At 64.4% G+C, this 15,962-nt stretch carries 13 protein-coding genes; 9 read left to right on the forward strand and 4 right to left on the reverse strand.

Features of this window, described 5'->3' with window-relative positions; all coding sequences use genetic code 11:
- Positions 1–33 precede the first annotated feature (33 nt).
- Positions 34–1,038: an NAD(P)H-quinone oxidoreductase gene (locus tag G7077_RS01930; protein ID WP_206367662.1), complete on the reverse strand. Its 1,005-nt coding sequence runs from the start codon at positions 1,036–1,038 to the stop codon at positions 34–36.
- Between the two features lie 45 nt (positions 1,039–1,083).
- Between G7077_RS01930 and G7077_RS01935 the strand changes: the two genes are divergently transcribed.
- The 5 genes from G7077_RS01935 (at position 1,084) to G7077_RS01955 (ending at position 6,431) form a co-directional block, all read left to right on the forward strand.
- Positions 1,084–1,284: a DUF1192 domain-containing protein gene (locus tag G7077_RS01935; protein WP_166410251.1), complete on the forward strand. Its 201-nt coding sequence runs from the start codon at positions 1,084–1,086 to the stop codon at positions 1,282–1,284.
- A 136-nt stretch (positions 1,285–1,420) separates the two neighbouring features.
- Entirely contained in the window at positions 1,421–3,778 is a 2,358-nt protein-coding gene (gene clpA / locus G7077_RS01940; protein WP_166410252.1) for an ATP-dependent Clp protease ATP-binding subunit ClpA, read from the forward strand.
- Between the two features lie 65 nt (positions 3,779–3,843).
- Complete coding sequence (locus G7077_RS01945; RefSeq protein WP_166410253.1) at positions 3,844–4,416, forward strand: hemerythrin domain-containing protein; 573 nt, start codon at positions 3,844–3,846, stop codon at positions 4,414–4,416.
- A gap of 72 nt (positions 4,417–4,488) precedes the next feature.
- Positions 4,489–5,853, forward strand: coding sequence for an alginate export family protein (locus G7077_RS01950; protein ID WP_246167304.1), 1,365 nt, complete (start codon positions 4,489–4,491; stop codon positions 5,851–5,853).
- 71 nt (positions 5,854–5,924) lie between these two features.
- On the forward strand, positions 5,925–6,431 hold the full coding sequence (locus tag G7077_RS01955) for a hypothetical protein (protein WP_166410254.1): 507 nt from the start codon (positions 5,925–5,927) through the stop codon (positions 6,429–6,431).
- A 61-nt stretch (positions 6,432–6,492) separates the two neighbouring features.
- Here the strand turns inward: G7077_RS01955 and G7077_RS01960 are convergent, their stop codons facing one another.
- Complete coding sequence (locus tag G7077_RS01960; protein WP_166410255.1) at positions 6,493–9,969, reverse strand: TonB-dependent receptor; 3,477 nt, start codon at positions 9,967–9,969, stop codon at positions 6,493–6,495.
- Positions 9,970–10,326: 357 nt separating this feature from the next.
- Here G7077_RS01960 and G7077_RS01965 point away from each other — a divergent pair, with 357 nt between their 5' ends.
- A complete protein-coding gene (locus tag G7077_RS01965; RefSeq protein ID WP_206367663.1) occupies positions 10,327–11,025 on the forward strand; it encodes a polysaccharide deacetylase family protein in 699 nt (232 codons plus the stop codon).
- Here the strand turns inward: G7077_RS01965 and G7077_RS01970 are convergent.
- Both G7077_RS01970 and G7077_RS01975 read right to left on the reverse strand, forming a co-directional pair.
- Positions 11,022–11,564 (reverse strand): SRPBCC domain-containing protein, encoded by a 543-nt coding sequence (locus G7077_RS01970; RefSeq protein WP_166410256.1) that lies wholly within the window; start codon positions 11,562–11,564, stop codon positions 11,022–11,024. The genes G7077_RS01965 and G7077_RS01970 overlap by 4 nt on opposite strands.
- Positions 11,557–11,904 carry an ArsR/SmtB family transcription factor gene (locus tag G7077_RS01975; protein ID WP_166410257.1) on the reverse strand — a complete coding sequence of 116 codons (348 nt, stop codon included), beginning with the start codon at positions 11,902–11,904 and terminating at the stop codon, positions 11,557–11,559. Before G7077_RS01975 ends, G7077_RS01970 begins: the two co-directional genes overlap by 8 nt.
- Before the next feature lie 130 nt (positions 11,905–12,034).
- Between G7077_RS01975 and G7077_RS01980 the strand changes: the two genes are divergently transcribed.
- The 3 genes from G7077_RS01980 to G7077_RS01990 are packed head-to-tail and all read left to right on the forward strand — an operon-like array spanning position 12,035 to position 15,956.
- On the forward strand, positions 12,035–13,720 hold the full coding sequence (locus G7077_RS01980; RefSeq protein ID WP_206367664.1) for a M28 family metallopeptidase: 1,686 nt from the start codon (positions 12,035–12,037) through the stop codon (positions 13,718–13,720).
- Positions 13,717–14,232, forward strand: a complete 516-nt coding sequence (locus G7077_RS01985) for a CinA family protein (protein ID WP_246167306.1) — start codon at positions 13,717–13,719, stop codon at positions 14,230–14,232. Before G7077_RS01980 ends, G7077_RS01985 begins: the two co-directional genes overlap by 4 nt.
- Complete coding sequence (locus tag G7077_RS01990; protein WP_166410258.1) at positions 14,229–15,956, forward strand: M1 family metallopeptidase; 1,728 nt, start codon at positions 14,229–14,231, stop codon at positions 15,954–15,956. The genes G7077_RS01985 and G7077_RS01990 overlap by 4 nt, the downstream gene beginning before the upstream one ends.
- Positions 15,957–15,962: the final 6 nt, after the last annotated feature.

Genomic DNA, 15,962 nt, shown 5'->3' on the forward strand with positions numbered 1-15,962 from the left:
TATCGAAACGCCTACGAAATCAATAAGCGACGCTTATCGCCCGATCTCCAGCACGATTTTGCCGACATGCTCGCCGCTTTCCATGCGAGCATGCGCCTCGGCGACGCGCTCCAGCGGAAAGACGCTGTCGATTACCGGCTTCAGCATGCCGGTCTCCACGAACGGCCACACCGACTTCTCGATCTCACTGGCAACCATCGCCTTGAAATCCGTGCTCCGCGGCCGGAGCGTCGAGCCGGTCAGGGTAAGCCGCCGCCGCATGATGTCGGTGATACTCACCTCCGCCTTGGCACCGCGCTGAAAAGCGATGGACACGTGCCGTCCCTCGTCTGCCAGGCAGGCTAGATTGCGCGGCAGATAGTCTCCGCCGACCATGTCCAGCACCACGGCTACCCCGCGCCCGCCGGTCAGCCGGGTGACCTCTTCGACATAGTCGTGGGTCCTGTAGTTGATCGCAGCAAAGGCACCCAAGTTCTTGGCGCGGGCGCATTTTTCGTCGGACCCGCACGTCACGATGCAACGAATGCCGAACAAGCGGCACAGGGCGATCGCCATCGTCCCGATGCCGCTGGTGCCGCCATGCACCAGAACCGTGTCACCGTCCGCTGCGAAGCCGCGCTCGAACAGGTTGATCCAGACGGTAAACAACGTCTCCGGGATCGCCGCCGCCTCGGTCATAGTCACCGCCGGCGGTACGGACAGGCACAGGCCGGTATTCACGACGGCATATTCCGCATAGCCCCCACCCGGCACCAGTGCACAGACGCCGGTGCCGACCAGATCGTACATGGCACCCGGGCCGGCGGCTTCGACGAAGCCTGCCACCTCCAGCCCCAGCGTCGTCGGTGCGCCGGGCGGCGGCGGATAGGCGCCTTTTCGCTGCAATATGTCCGGGCGGTTCACCCCTGCGGCCACAACGCGGATCAGCACCTCGTCGGGCCCCGGCTCCGGCACCGGCAATTCCACGATCCGGAGAGCCTCGGGGCCGCCGGGTTCCGGCGCGACGACCGCGCGCATGCTACTGGGACGTGACGCCATGGCGCCGCTTATTGACAGCGCGTGTCGGAGGGTCAACGTCGGCGCATGGACATCGACGAACTTTTCCCGAGGAAGCCCGGCGATCCGCTGACGGAGCTGGCCCGCCAAGACCTCGATCCGCTCTCCATCCACGAACTCGACGCCCGCGTTGAGGCGCTCAAGGCCGAAATCGCGCGCGTCGAAGCCCACAAGGCCCGTGCCTCGGCGCACCGCTCCGCCGCGGAAGAGCTGTTCAAGAAGTCCTGAGCTTAAGCGAACATCTCACTCCGGCACATAATCTGTTGAAAAGCCTGGACACGGGCCTTGATTGCCGCGTTCCTCCGCATGACATTGGTGTTCAAGAGCCTGCGGGCTTTTCCCGCGGGCAGGAGTATCCTGCTACATGCCTAGTTTCGCTCGCGAACTCGAACAGACCCTCCACAATGCCCTGTCGGAGGCCAGCCGCCGTCGGCACGAGTACGCCACCCTTGAACATCTTCTGATCGCGCTGATCGACGACGAGCATGCGTCCAAGGTGATGACCGCGTGCGGCGTCAACCGAGACGAACTGCGTGCGTCGGTGAAGCAATATCTGGATGGGGAGCTTGGCGCCCTCGTCACCGACACCAACACCGACCCGCAGCCGACCAGCGGCTTTCAGCGGGTGGTTCAGCGTGCCATCCTCCATGTCCAGTCCTCCGGCCGCGACGACGTGACCGGCGCCAACGTGCTGGTCGCCCTCTTCTCCGAGCGTGAGAGCTACGCAGTCTATTTCCTGCAGCAGCAGGACATGAGCCGCCTGGATGCGGTCACCTACATCAGCCACGGGGTGGGCAAGGGCGAGACCCCGACCGAAGCGCGCCCGGCCGAAGGAGCCGCCGAGGAGAAATCGGAGAAGTCTGAAGGCAAGAAGGAATCTGCGCTCAAGCAGTTCACCGTCGACCTCAACGAGAAGGCGAAGGCCGGCAAGGTCGATCCCCTGATCGGCCGCATGGCCGAGGTTGACCGCACGGTGCAGATCCTCTGCCGCCGGTCGAAGAACAATCCGCTATACGTCGGCGATCCCGGCGTCGGTAAGACCGCGATCGCCGAAGGCCTCGCCCGCAAGATCGTCGAGGGCGACGTTCCCGAGGTGCTCAAACCCGCGATTATCTACTCGCTCGACATGGGCGCACTGCTAGCCGGCACGCGCTATCGTGGCGACTTCGAGGAGCGCTTGAAGTCGGTCGTGTCGGAGCTCGAGAAGCTTCCGCACGCCGTCCTCTTCATCGACGAGATCCACACGGTGATCGGCGCGGGTGCCACCAGCGGCGGTGCGATGGACGCATCCAACCTCCTGAAGCCCGCCCTCTCCTCTGGCGCGATCCGCTGCATCGGCTCGACGACGTACAAGGAGTTCCGCAACCACTTCGAAAAGGACCGGGCTTTGCTCCGGCGCTTCCAGAAGATCGACGTCAACGAGCCGACGGTCGAGGATACGGTGAAGATCATTGCCGGCCTGCGCGCGGCGTTCGAGCTTCACCACGGCGTCCGCTACACGCCCGACAGCATCAAGTCGGCCGTTGAGCTCAGCGCTCGCTACATCCACGACCGCAAGCTGCCGGACAAGGCGATCGACGTCATCGACGAGGTCGGCGCCATGCAGATGCTGGTGCCGCCCAGCCGCCGCAAGAAGGTGATCACGACCAAGGAGATCGAGGCCGTCGTTGCGACCATGGCGCGCATCCCTCCGAAGTCAGTCTCAAGCGACGACAAGCGCGTGCTGGAAACGCTCGAGGGCGACCTGAAGCGCGTCGTGTTCGGCCAGGATCTTGCCATCGAGACCTTGGCGTCGGCGATCAAGCTCAGCCGTGCGGGTCTTCGCGATCCCGACAAGCCGATCGGCAACTATCTCTTCTCCGGCCCCACCGGCGTCGGCAAGACGGAGGTTGCGCGTCAGCTCGCAAACATCATGGGCATTCCGCTGCAGCGGTTCGACATGTCCGAATATATGGAGCGTCACTCGGTCAGCCGGCTGATCGGCGCCCCTCCCGGCTATGTCGGCTATGACCAAGGCGGCCTGCTCACCGACGCCGTCGACCAGCAGCCGCACAGCGTGCTCCTGCTCGACGAGATCGAGAAGGCGCACCCGGACCTGTTCAACATCCTTCTGCAGGTGATGGACAACGGAAAGCTGACCGATCACCACGGCAAGACCGTCGATTTCCGCAACACCATCCTCATCATGACCACCAATGCCGGCGCGTCGGACATGGCGCGCGAAAGCATCGGCTTCGGTGCGCAGAGCCGCGAGGATGTGCAGGAGGATGCGATCCGGAAGATGTTCACGCCGGAATTTCGCAACCGCCTCGATGCGGTGGTTCCGTTCGGCTACCTGCCACCGGCGGTGGTCTCCCGGGTGGTCGACAAGTTCATCCTCCAGCTGGAGCTTCAGCTTGCCGACCGTGGCGTCCACATCGATCTCGACGACGAGGCACGGGAGTGGCTCACCGCCCGCGGCTACGACAAGCTCTACGGCGCGCGTCCGATGGGCCGTCTGGTTCAGGAGAAGATCAAGCAGCCGCTCGCCGAGGAGCTTCTCTTCGGCAAGCTCGTCAACGGCGGCGAGGTCAAGATCCGGATCAAGGATAATGCACCGAGCTTCGAGATCACGCCTGCAGCGCCCAAGCCGGGCAAGGTCCGCAAGGGCAAGAAACCGGAAGGCGCCGTCGATCAACGGGAATCGTCCGAACCGCAGGACGAACCGCCCGCTGCCGAGTAAGGCAAACTGACGTGAAGCGAAGGGCCGGGAGCGATCCCGGCCCTTTCTGCTTTCAGGAGAGCACGATGTCTGATCATCCCCTCGCAACGAGGAGCGGCATCCCTGACGAGCTTGCCTATCTTCGCGCAACCTACGCCCGCGAAGGCTGGCGCACCCACGCCAATTATGGCCAGCTCGCCGACTTCTGGCTCCACGTCCACGACAGCCTGCGCGGCGAAGGCAAGGCGCTCGCCCAGGCCACCGCCGACTATCGCGAAGGACAAATGGACTTGGCGGCATACCACCGCCAGTTCGCGCCCAACCTCAGCCACTTCCTCCAGCATCTGAACGCGCACCACCAGATCGAGGATCGCCACTATTTCCCCAGGTTTCAGGCGCTCGACCCGCGCATGGTCGCCGGCTTCGCCCTCCTCGACCGCGATCATCACCTGATCCACGAGGCACTCGTCGCCTCTGCTGAAAGCGCCAATCGGCTCATCGCGACCTTCGGCGGCGACAATGACGACGGGCGTCGCGCCGCCGACGATTATGCCGCCTCCGCTGATCGCCTGCTGGCGTTGCTGATGCGCCATCTCGCCGATGAAGAGGAATTGGTCATCCCCGCCCTTCTTCACCATGGCGAGCGAAGCGTCGATTAGCTTTCCCGACCTTTACACTAGGGTTAAGATCTGCTGACTGCGGCGCACCGGCGTCAATGGGGGTTCGCGCACATGCTGTATCGGGGCTTTCAGCCTTTTCGAACTGGGCTCACCGCCCTTGCGTTTGCGTCCCTTCCGGTCGCTGCGATGGCGCAAGGCGCTTCATCCGCCAAGCCGAAGGACGGTTTCTCATTCTCCGGCAGCGTTCGCCTTCGTTACGAGTACCTTACCGGGCAATTCCGCCCGGGCTTCGACAAGAGTGAGGACGCAACGCTGCTCCGAACCATCCTGACCCCGCAGTACAAGAGCGGAAAGGTACGGATCGGTGCCGAACTCTGGGACAGCCGGATGTGGGGTGGGCGCGGCGCCATCGTCGGGACGGGCGAGGTCAATACGGCGGAGCTCGTGCAGGCCTATGTTGCCGTCGACGTCGACTCGCCGCTCGGCGACGGCAGCCGCGGGGCGATCCAGGGTGGGCGAATGACGCTCAATCTCGGCTCGCGCCGCCTGATTGCCAGCGACGACTATCGTAACACGACGAACGGCTTCACCGGCATCCGTGCCGACGTGGCCAAGGGCCCGACCAGCGCCACCCTCCTCTACCTGCTGCCGCAACGCCGGCTTCCCGACGACCTGCCGTCCATCCTCGACAATGAGTGGAAGTTCGACCGGGAAAGCTTCGATCAGCGGCTCTGGGGCGGACTCGTGAACCATGGTCTAGGACGCGTCGGCAGTCTTGAGGCCACCTACCTCCGCTTCGCCGAACGGGACGACGGCAGCTTCGTCACCCGCAACCGCCGCCTTCAAACTGTGGGTGCCCGCTTCATCCGCGAGCCCAAGCCGAACCAGTGGGACTATGAACTTGAAGGCATCCGGCAGACGGGAAGCATTGCGGCCAGCACCCTTCCCGGCGCAGCAAGGCTGCCGGTCCGTGCCGGCTTCGTCCACGCCGAAGTCGGCTACACCTTCGCCGGACCCTGGAAACCGCACCTTTCCCTTGAATATGATTGGGCAAGCGGCGACGGGCCGGGCCGCCGCTACACCCGCTTCGACACATTGTTCGGCATGCGCCGCGCCGACCTCGGGCCCGCCAGCCTTTACAACGCGCTCGGCCGAGCGAACATCAGCGCGCCCGGCGTGCGGCTGGAAGTCACGCCCTCAAGCCGGCTGGACGCCTTCACCACATGGCGCGGTCTGTGGGCCGATGAGCCTGGCGACATCTTCTCCACCACGGGTGTCCGCAACGCCGTCAACGAAGAGCGCTTCGGCGGTCACCAGCTTGAGGGCCGGGTCCGCTATTGGCTGGTTCCCGCAAAGCTTCGGGCCGAAGGCAATGTCGCCGTCATTCTTCGCGACAATTTCCTCCGCGACGCCGCCAATGTTCCGACCCGGCGCGACACGATCTATTCGTCGCTATCACTGACGGCGAGCTTTTAGCGCAGCGCCACTTTGCGTCATGGCCGGATCGTGCCAGTCTCCTTCGAAAAACAAGTAGGAGGGAGAGGAAAATGCTCGGAAGAATTGCTCTGCTGGCAGTGGCTTGTGCAGCGCCCGCGGCCGCACAAGGCGATCTGGCGTCCAAGATGGTCAACACGCCGTCGGAAGTGTCGATCTACGGCGGTCCGGCCAAGGTAATGGACGACCCCGCCGTCCAGGGCGGCAAGTTCGTGCGCGTGGACAGCCCCGGCAAGCCGAACGCCTGGGACATCGGCGTCAGCAGCGCGGTGACGAAGCCGGTCAAATCCGGCGACAAGCTCGTGCTCGCCTTCTTCGCCAAGTCGGCCAATGGCGGCGACATCACCCTTCCCCACAACGGCCTCCAGCTGAACGCCGCGCCCTACACGCCGGTGTTCTCGCAGCCCGTCACGATCGGAGCGGCGTGGAAGCTTCACCAAGTCGCCGGCAAGGCGGACAAGGACTATCCGGCCGGCGGCCTTGGCGTCGCCATGCACCTGTCCGCCGCCAAGCAGGTGGTCGATCTGGGGCCGGTGATCGTCCTTAATCTCGGCCAATAAACAAAAGGCCCTCCCCGCCGGGTGGCGAGGAGGGCCTTTGTCCCGCAATGCGGCTACTGGCTTAAAAGCTGCCGCGCAGGATGAACGAGAAGCGACGGTCGTTCATGAAGTAGGACCGCGGCCCCAGCATTCCCGGCGCGAACTGCTGCAGAGTCTTCGTGACCTGGTTGTTCAGGTTCACGCCCTGCACGCCGATCTTCAGCTTATCGGTGATGCTGTAGAATGCCGACGCGTCGATCTGACCGCCCTTGTCGTTGTAGATCGGGTAATATGGGAAGATGACGTCGGACGAGGTCAGCAGATACTTCGACCGCCAATTGTAGGCCAGGCGCAACGACAACGGACCCTTCTCATAGAAGGGCGCGAAGTTGATGTTGTGCTTGGACAATTGCTCCAGCGGCAAGCTGCCGACGCGGCCTAGCGGCCCGGTATCCTGACGGAAGGTGTTCTGGACCGGCAGGCCCTTGCTCTTAATGTAGGTGTAGTTGGCCGCGACGCCGAGGCCGCTCAGCACGCCCGGAAGCATGTCGAACGTCTGCTGGTACGCAACCTCAAACCCGCGGATCTTCCCCTTGCCGTCAAAGTTGGCGGGGCCGCGCACGAACACCGGCTGGGTCACGCCTCCGCTGGTGATCGGCCGCTCCGTCACCTCCTGGTAGAAGAAGTTGTGGATGTTCTTGGCGAAGGCGTTGAACGTCAACGATCCGACGCGGGCGAAATACCACTCCAGGCTGGCATCGAGGTTATCCGACAGCGCCGGCTTCAGATACGGATTGCCCGCCGTCGCCGTCAGCCGGAAGCCATTGCTGCTGTCCTGCCCAAGCGTCAGGAAATTGCGGATGTCTGCCAATCCCGGACGCGCAAGGTTGCGGCCCGCTGCAAAGCGCAGGATCAGATTGTCCGTGAGGCCGAACCGAAGGTTCAGGCTGGGCAGGAAGTAGCTGTAGTCGTTCCGCGCGAGGTCGTCCGCCGTCTCGCCGGTCGCGAATTGCGCCAGCTGGTTGTACGCCGCCGCGCCGACCGTGCAGATGCCGCCGGGAACCGCCGGGATGGTTCCCGGAGGTGCACCTTCCGGAACCCGCGGATCGCACCGGCCTGGAATTGGGGCGGTGACGCCGGTGGCCGGGTTGGTCTCGACAATTGCCGGATCCGTCGTGAACGGGATCAGATTGCCCTGCGTGGTCAGCAGACCGAGCGCCTGCTGCGTCGGGACGCCGATGGAGCCGAGCGACTTCACCTTGCTGGTCACATAGCGCAGGCCGATGTTACCCGCGACGCGGACGTTGCCGAAGATCGGATTGTCGCTGTCGAAGCTCAGCATGGCGTAAGCCGCCTTGTTGGCCTCGCTGACGCGCTGCACTTCACCCGGCAGGAAGCCGTCCGAACGAACGCCTGAGCGCTCCGCCAGCGGGTTCCAGGTCACGGCGCTCGACCCCGATGCGCGGGTGACTTCCTGGATCTGACGAAGGAAGTTCACCGTGTCGTCGTAATCGCCCGCAGGATCCCCGGCATAATAGTTTGCCGACGGCGGCGCCGAGGTCTCGCCACGGAAGAAGTCGCGGTAATTGTACAGCTCGACGTTTCCGCCGCCGACCTGGTCCATGAACGTCGGCGATCCCGACCATGCCTCGCTGAGGGCGCCCCAATTGTAGGCGCTGCTCTTGATCAGCTGGTCGCGGTCCGAATAACGGGCGCCGAACTTCACGCGTTTCAGGAAGGGTGAGGCGTCCTCGAAGTTGTACGTGACGTCGCCCTTGAAGGCCCACTCCCTGCCGCGGCTCTTTTCCTTATGGTCCATCGCCGCGCGCCAGAAGGTGAAGCGCGGATCGGCGAAATATTGCTCGTCGGTGGCCGCGATCAGGTCCGGGCTCGCCGTTCCCCACGTCGGGAATAGCGTGTTCGGCTTGTGCGCGATCACGTCCGGCACGCCGCCCGTCAGGTCGAGCTCATAATCGGCATAGTTCGAACCGAAGACGCTGAGGTCCAGATTGTCGTGCTTCGCACGGACATGCTGGGCATCGACGTTGAACGACCAGCGCTCGTTCGGCGTGTACTTGAAGTTCAGGCCGTGGTCCTGCACCCGGTTATACTCGTCGACCGAACGGCGGGAGAGCGAGTTCTGGATGCCGCCGGTGGGGATCCGGGCAATCGCCTGTCCCGTGTCGCCGGCGCGCCAGCCGGTGCCCGGCGCAGTGATGTAGCCGCTCTCGAAAACCCCGTCGTCGCCATACTGATAGTTGGTGAACTGACCAACCGGGCACTCCGCCTGCGTGCGGCCGCCCGGACCGTTCGCATTCTGAAGGCAGCCGATCGGGAAGGTGTTGTACTCGGCCAGGTCGGGCGCGGCTTCGAACGTATGTTCGCCCCACTTCTGCGTGGCGGCCGAGCGGAGCACCTGGGCCGTGACGGCCATGGTGCGGTCGGTGCTTTCCCACTGCAATGCGCCTGCGAATCCCTTGCGGCGGCGGTCGTAGTCCTGGGTGCGATACTGGCCGCCGAGCGGAGCGTAGCGGTCACCGACGATCCAGTCGGCAAAGCCGTCGCTCGACCCCGTTGCCGTGCCGAAGCAGGCCGCGTTCGGCGCGGCTCCGGCAAGCACCGGCGGGAAGCCGGTCGCGTCGGTGTCGGACGGCAGCGGCATGCGGCAAAAATTGTCGGGCGAGCCGTTGGAGTCCGTGTCCGAATTGCCCGCCACGGTGCCGTTGCGGAGCTGGAAGTTGGTGACCTGCACACCATCGGAACGGCTCAGCAGCCTGGAGTAGGCCCCCGCGGCCATGAAGCCGACGCGACCGATGTTCGTGTCCCAATTGTTGCTGACGAGCGCGGATCCGACGGGCGACCACTTGTTGGCGAGGTCGCTGTAATTGGCCTCGACGTCGAAGCCCCAATGCAGGCCCTTGCGGTCGAACGGCAGGCGCAGGTTCATGTTGACCGTGCCGGAGAGCCCGCCCTCGATCATTTCGGCAGTGGAGTTCTTGTAGACTTCGACGGAGCCGAGCAGTTCGGCCGGCACGTCGGCGAAATTGATCGCCTGGCCGTAGACGCCGGTCGAGAATGTATCGCGGCCGTTGAATTCCGAACGAACGAAGCTGAGGCCGCGGATGACGACGCCCGAACCTTCGGCCGAGAAGTGGTCGGGATCGCTCGCGGCGGCGAAGCGGTTGATCTGGACGCCCGGAACGCGCTGCAGCGCTTCCGTCACCGACCGGTCGGGAAGAGCGCCGATGTCGGTGGCGGTGATGGCATCGACCACCGTGTCGGCGTTGCGCTTGATGTTCTGCGAATTGCGAAGGCTCTGACGGATGCCGGTGACGACGATGGTGCCGCCTTCAGGTTCGGCCGGCGCGGTCGCGTTGGCGACACTGCTTTCCGGCGCGGGCGCTTCGTCCGTCTGCTGCACCTGGCCGGCGGTGTCGCTGATATCGGCCGGCTGTTCGGTTTGGGCTTGAGCCGGTGCCGCGGCAAGCGCGAACAGGGAAACACCGGTGGACAACAATGTAAATCGGCTACGCAACAGCGATCCGTCACTCAGACGCATGGGCACTCATCTCCAAGAATGGTAGCGGTAACAATTACGCGTTCGATTAGGGGATGGCTGGGCGTGCGCAAACGGTAAGCACATGAATTTGCACGCTAAACTCGACACCGTGTCGTGAAGGTGACGACCTATGTTAAGTTTCACTCGAAAACTGATCGAGCGTTAACTCCGCCAAAAATATTTTTGATCGTCGGGAACCGTTTTGACGCGGCCGCGTGCGCAGGCCTTTTCGGTAGGCGGAGCTCCGCCACGCTACGATTCTCCCGCAGATCCGCACGCGGCGAGGTCCGATGGCAGTCACGCAGAACTTCGATATGAAGGTGATCCAGCGCGAAGGCGCGCACCGGGAGGGGTTTAATGCGGCGCGTGAAGATCGGCTTTCTCATCGTCGCGGCGCTGCTCCTGATCGCCGGCACCCTCAACGAGATCAGCAAGGCCACCTGCTTCAGCTTTACCGGACGTGTGGTTTGCCGCGTGGAAACCGCCGAACCGTTGGTAGCACTGACGTTTGACGATGGGCCGACGACGGTTGGCGTAGAAAGCGTTCTTCCCGCCCTCAAGCGCTACAATGCAAAAGCCACCTTCTTCCTCGTCGGCGCGTCAACCGAGATCGCCCTCACACGCCGGATCGTCGCGGAGGGACATGAGGTCGGCAATCACAGCTTCACCCACCAGCGCATGGTCGGCCACCCGAAGGCATTCTACGATGACGAGCTGCGCAGGACGGACGCGGCGCTTGTATCCGCGGGCGCCCCGAAGCCGACCTTGTTCCGTCCGCCGTACGGCAAGAAGCTGTTCGGACTTCCCATTGCCGTCGCGCGCAATGGGCAGACGATGGTGATGTGGGACTCAGGCGACGCCCCCGACCGCTACCCAAAGGCCTACGCCGCCGAGGTGCTGGCCGACGTCCGTCCCGGCTCAATCGTCCTCATCCATCCGATGTTTCGGTCGAGAGAAACCGAGCGGCAAGCGTTGCCACTCATCTTGGAAGGACTGACCAGGCGCGGCTACCGCTTGGTCACCGTCAGCGAACTCCTGCGCGCTGGGCGTGCTTAGGCCGCGAGAGCCTTGCCGACGGCCGCTCTGGAACGGGTGTGAAGCGCCCAGAAGTCTGGCACAGAACGACCGGCAAGCTTTTCCTGAAGCACGATCAGGTGCGAGTTCCAGCCGCTTCCGAAGCCGGTCGCGCCGGTCGGGCTCTGGATGCCGCTGTGGGTCAGGACGAGGCGGGTTTTGCCGCCCTCGGGGAACAGCTCAAACGTTGCAACCCCATTGCGCCCCTCGCCGAACGTGTAGGCTAATACCTTTTGAGGCTCGAAGCGCAGCACCTGCTCCTGGTTCACGCCGTGGCGGTGCGCCGCATATTCCTCGGGCGTCGGCACCGGCCCGTCGGACAGCTTGTCATGGTCGAAAACAAGCTTGAGCGGTCCCTCTCCGCCGATGTCGTCGCCGCCGGCAAACCACTGCGAGCGAAGCCCCGCTTGGGTGAGGTAACGCCACAACGTTTCCACCGAGGCGTCCAGCACCCGCTCCAGCCGGATCGTGTCCGCTGCCGTCCGCGCGATCGGCGCGTCCACCATGATCGTGTCACCCATTCTTCGTCTCCTTGCGTTCGGAATTGCGATCGGTTTCGACCAGCGCCTGCAGTTGATCCAGGCGGCTGTTCCAGAAATGTTCCCACTGCTTCAGCCACCGCTCGGCCTCCGCGAGCGGCTCGGCGTTCAGGGTGCAGATTTGCTGACGGCCCGACTTGCGGCGCTCCACCAGCCCCGCATTCTCCAGCACCTTCACATGCTTGGCGGCGCCCGCGAAGGTCATCCGGTAAGGCTCGGCAAGCTCACCGATCGACCGCTCGCCAAGCGCCAGGCTGGCCAGCATCCCGCGCCGCGTCGGATCGGAGAGTGCATGAAAGGTGGTGTCGAGTCGTTCAACCATATGGTTGTATATCCACGGCCTTCGCTGCATTGTCAACCAGGCGGTTTAACTTCAGCAGCCGTTCGTCGAAATCCTTTGCAGCGCGCCGCTCACTTCCGCTTAATGCGGTCAGTCCTGAAGGAGACCGTCGTTGAAGCTTTTCCGCCTGCTGTGCGGCGTTGCCCTGGCCGCCGCCGCTGCCCCGCTCGCCGCCCAGTCCGCCCCGACCTTTCAGCCTGCCCGTCTCGCGACCCACATCAAGACGCTGAGCGACGACAGCTTCGAAGGCCGTGCGCCAGCCTCGCCGGGCGAGAAGAAGACCATCGACTATCTCGTGGCGCAAATGCAGGCAGCCGGAGTCCAGCCCGGCGGCGATCTGGTGAACGGCAAGCGCGGCTGGACCCAGGCCGTGCCGCTCCTGATGTCGCAATGGAGCGCCGCTCCCACTGTCTCGATCCAGACCACGACCGGCACCCTGCCCCTCGTTCAGACCGAACAAGTCTCCGTCCGTGCGCCTCTCAACGGTCAAACTGCGCTCAACCTCAGCAACGCCCCGCTGGTGTTCGCCGGCTACGGCGTCTCCGCGCCTGAACGCGGCTGGGACGACTTCAAGGGCCAAGATGTCCGCGGCAAGATCCTCGTCGTCCTCATCAATGATCCTGACTTTGAAACCGCACAGGGCGCGTTCGGCGGCAAGGCGATGACCTATTACGGCCGCTGGACCTACAAATATGAGGAGGCTGCCCGCCGCGGCGCCGCCGGCGTCCTCATCGTCCACGAAACCGCGCCCGCCTCTTACGGCTGGAACACGGTCAAGAACAGCAACACCAACGTCATGTTCGACATCGTCCGCAAGACGCCTGCCGCCGATCACCCGGCCCTCGAAGCATGGATTCAACGCGACACGGCGGTGCAGCTGTTCAAGGCCGCGGGCCTCGATTTCGAGGCTGCGAAGCGTGCCGCCCAGCGCAAGGACTTCGTGCCCATGGATCTCAAGGCGCGCCTCACCGTCAGCGGCACGGCCACGGCCAAGGTCATCACGTCCTACAATGTCGCCGGACTGCTGCCCGGTAAGGCGCGCCCGAACGAGACCGTCGTCTATTCGGCCCATTGGGATCACCTCGGGGTTGGTCAGCCGGACGCACGGGGCGACACCATTTACAATGGCGCGGTCGACAATGCGTCGGGCACGGCCTTGCTGCTGGAGGAGGCGCGCGCCTTCGCCCGCGCTCCGCGTACCGACCGCTCGCTCCTGTTCCTGTTCGTCACCGCCGAGGAACGAGGCCTGCTCGGATCCGCTTATTACGCCAACAATCCCCTTTACCCGCTGGGCACCACGGTCGGCGTCATCAACGCCGATGCGCTCAACGTCTGGGGCCGAAGCCGCAACTTCAGCATGTCGGGCAGCGCCAAGCTCGGCCTGCTCGACCTGCTGATCGAGGAAGCGGCCAAGCGCGGTCGCCGCTTCGAACCGGACGCACATCCGGAGGCCGGCAGCTTCTACCGCTCCGACCATTTCTCAATGGCCAAGGTCGGCGTGCCAGCGATCAGCTTCGACAGCGGCGAGGACATGGTGGACGGCGGCTCGGCCCGCGGCGCGGTCCTGGCCGCCGATTATGTCGACAAGGCCTACCATCAGCCGGCCGACGAATATTCGGACCGCTGGGACCTTCGCGGCCTAGCCGATGATGCATCCCTCCTCTACGCGGTCGGACGCCGGCTGGCCAACTCGACGATGTGGCCGAACTGGAGCGAGGACAGCGAGTTTCGTGCCACCCGGAACAAGTCTGCCGCTGAGCGCCCTCTTGAGGCAGCCGGCAAGGGAGAGCGCGGGTGAGTGAAACGCTTCAGCCGGCGCTGCCTGACGATCTCGACGCGCAGGCCGAACGGCTGATGAAGCAGCTTTGCGCACAGGATCTGATGGTCGCGACGGCAGAAAGCTGCACCGGCGGCATGCTCGCAGCGCTTCTGACGGACGTCGCCGGCGCCGGCCATGGCTTCGACCGTGGTTTCGTCACCTACGACCCGCGGTCCAAGCAGGACCTGCTCGGCCTCACGCCCGAAATGACCGAGCGCAACCAGGCGGTCACGGCCGCCGTCGCCCACGCCATGGCCGAAGGCGCGCTTCAAAACAGCAATGCCGATATCGCCCTGGCGGTCACCGGCTTTGCCGGACCTGCCGGGCCGGACAATGAAGAGGGCCTCGTCCACTTCGCTTGCGCTCGGCGCGGCGCGCCCGCGGTCCTGCGCGAGGAGCATTTCGGCGCCATCGGGCGCGGGCCCGTCAGGATCGCTGCGCTTCGCGTGCTCCTGGACATGCTCGAACAATCGCTGGAGAAAGCCAAGTGAAGCGTCAGCTTGCAATCGCCGCCGCCGCGGCTCTCGTCGTCGCAACCGTACCGGCCATCCTCCTGTGGAAGAAGCATGAGCAAGGCCGTGAGCTGACATCGCACACACGGGAAAGCGGCCTCCCGCTTAGCGCCGAGCAACAGTCCGTTCGCTTCACTGACGCCGACCTCACCTTCGTCATCCATCCCGGCCGCCGCTTCATCGAAGGCAAGAGCCTCCTCGGTCTCACCGTCGTGAAGCCGATCCAGCGCATCCACTTCGACCTCGACCGAAACCTGCCGATCAAGAGCATCGCCGTGAACGGCACGTCCCTCGATCGCTCCAAGTGGAGCAATCCGGACGGACGGATTGCGATCGCGCTCCCCCGCGCCTTCGCGGCCGGCGAGCGGCTGCAGGTGGCGATCGACTATTCGGGCCACCCGCACGTGGCCGTTCGCGCGCCCTGGGACGGCGGCTTCGTGTGGACGAAGACGGCCGACGGCAAGCCCTGGGTCGCGTCGGCAGTCCAGGGCGAAGGGTGCGACCTCTTCTGGCCCTGCTTCGACAATAGCCGGGTCGAGATCGGCACCGTCACCCAGCATATCGTCGTCCCCGAAGGCTTGGCCGCGCCCTCCAACGGCCGCCTGCTCGGCGTCGACAAGCTGGACAAGGGTTGGACCCGCTGGAACTGGCGCGCGTCCAACCCCAACAATTACGCCATCGCGATCGACATCGCCCCGTACAAGCTGACCCAAAGCGTCCACCGCAGCCGATACGGGAACAGTTTCCCGATCCAGTTCTGGCATCTTCCCGGAGAGGAAAAGCAGGCTCAGGCGCTGGTCGCGGAACTGGGCGGCACCATCGACTTCTTCGAAGCGACGGTCGGCCCCTACCCCTTCGGCGATGAAAAGGTGGGTGTCGTCGCCACGCCGCACCTCGGCATGGAGCATCAGACGATCAACGCCTACGGCAACAAATATAAGCCGGCGCCCGAAGGCTACGACTGGCTGCTCAACCATGAATTCAGCCATGAATGGTTCGGCAATCAGCTGACCAACGGCGACTGGGATGACATGTGGCTGCACGAAGGGTTCGGCACCTACATGCAGCCGCTCTATCTCGGCTGGCTGCGAGGCCGGATGGTCTACGACGCGGCCATGTTCAAGCAGCGCCAGTCGCTCATGAACAAATTTCCGATCGTCTCGGGCAAGAGCCGGACCGAGGAACAGGTCTACAATGCCGAAAGCGGGCCCGGGAACGACATCTACTACAAGGGTTCGTGGGTGCTCCACACCCTCCGCGGCCTGATCGGCGACGAGCCCTTCTACCGTTCCGTGCGCCGGCTCGTGTATGGCCGTCCGGACCCGCGCCCCGGCAATTTCAAGCCACGCTTCGGCTCAACCAACGAGTTCGTCGCCATCGTCAACCAGGAGTCGGGCCGGAATCTCGACTGGTTCTTCAACGTCTACCTGCGCCACGCGCCCTTGCCGCGGCTCTTGAGCTGGCGGACCGGCAACAGCCTCAACCTTCAGTGGCAGACGCCGCGCGGGCTGCCCTTCCCCATGCCGGTCACGGTCGAAGTCGACGGACAGCGCAGCACCGTCGCGATGAACGGCGGCCGTGGCGCCCTTACCCTCCCCAGCCCGCAGGCTTTGGTCACCATCGATCCTGACAGCATGATCCTTCGCCACGCCGAGGAGATGGACCGCTTCCGCGATGTCGGCAAAAGCGCCGCCAGCAAGTAGAGAGAA

The sequence above is a fragment of the Sphingomonas piscis genome (genome assembly GCF_011300455.1).
Taxonomy (GTDB): domain Bacteria; phylum Pseudomonadota; class Alphaproteobacteria; order Sphingomonadales; family Sphingomonadaceae; genus Sphingomicrobium; species Sphingomicrobium piscis.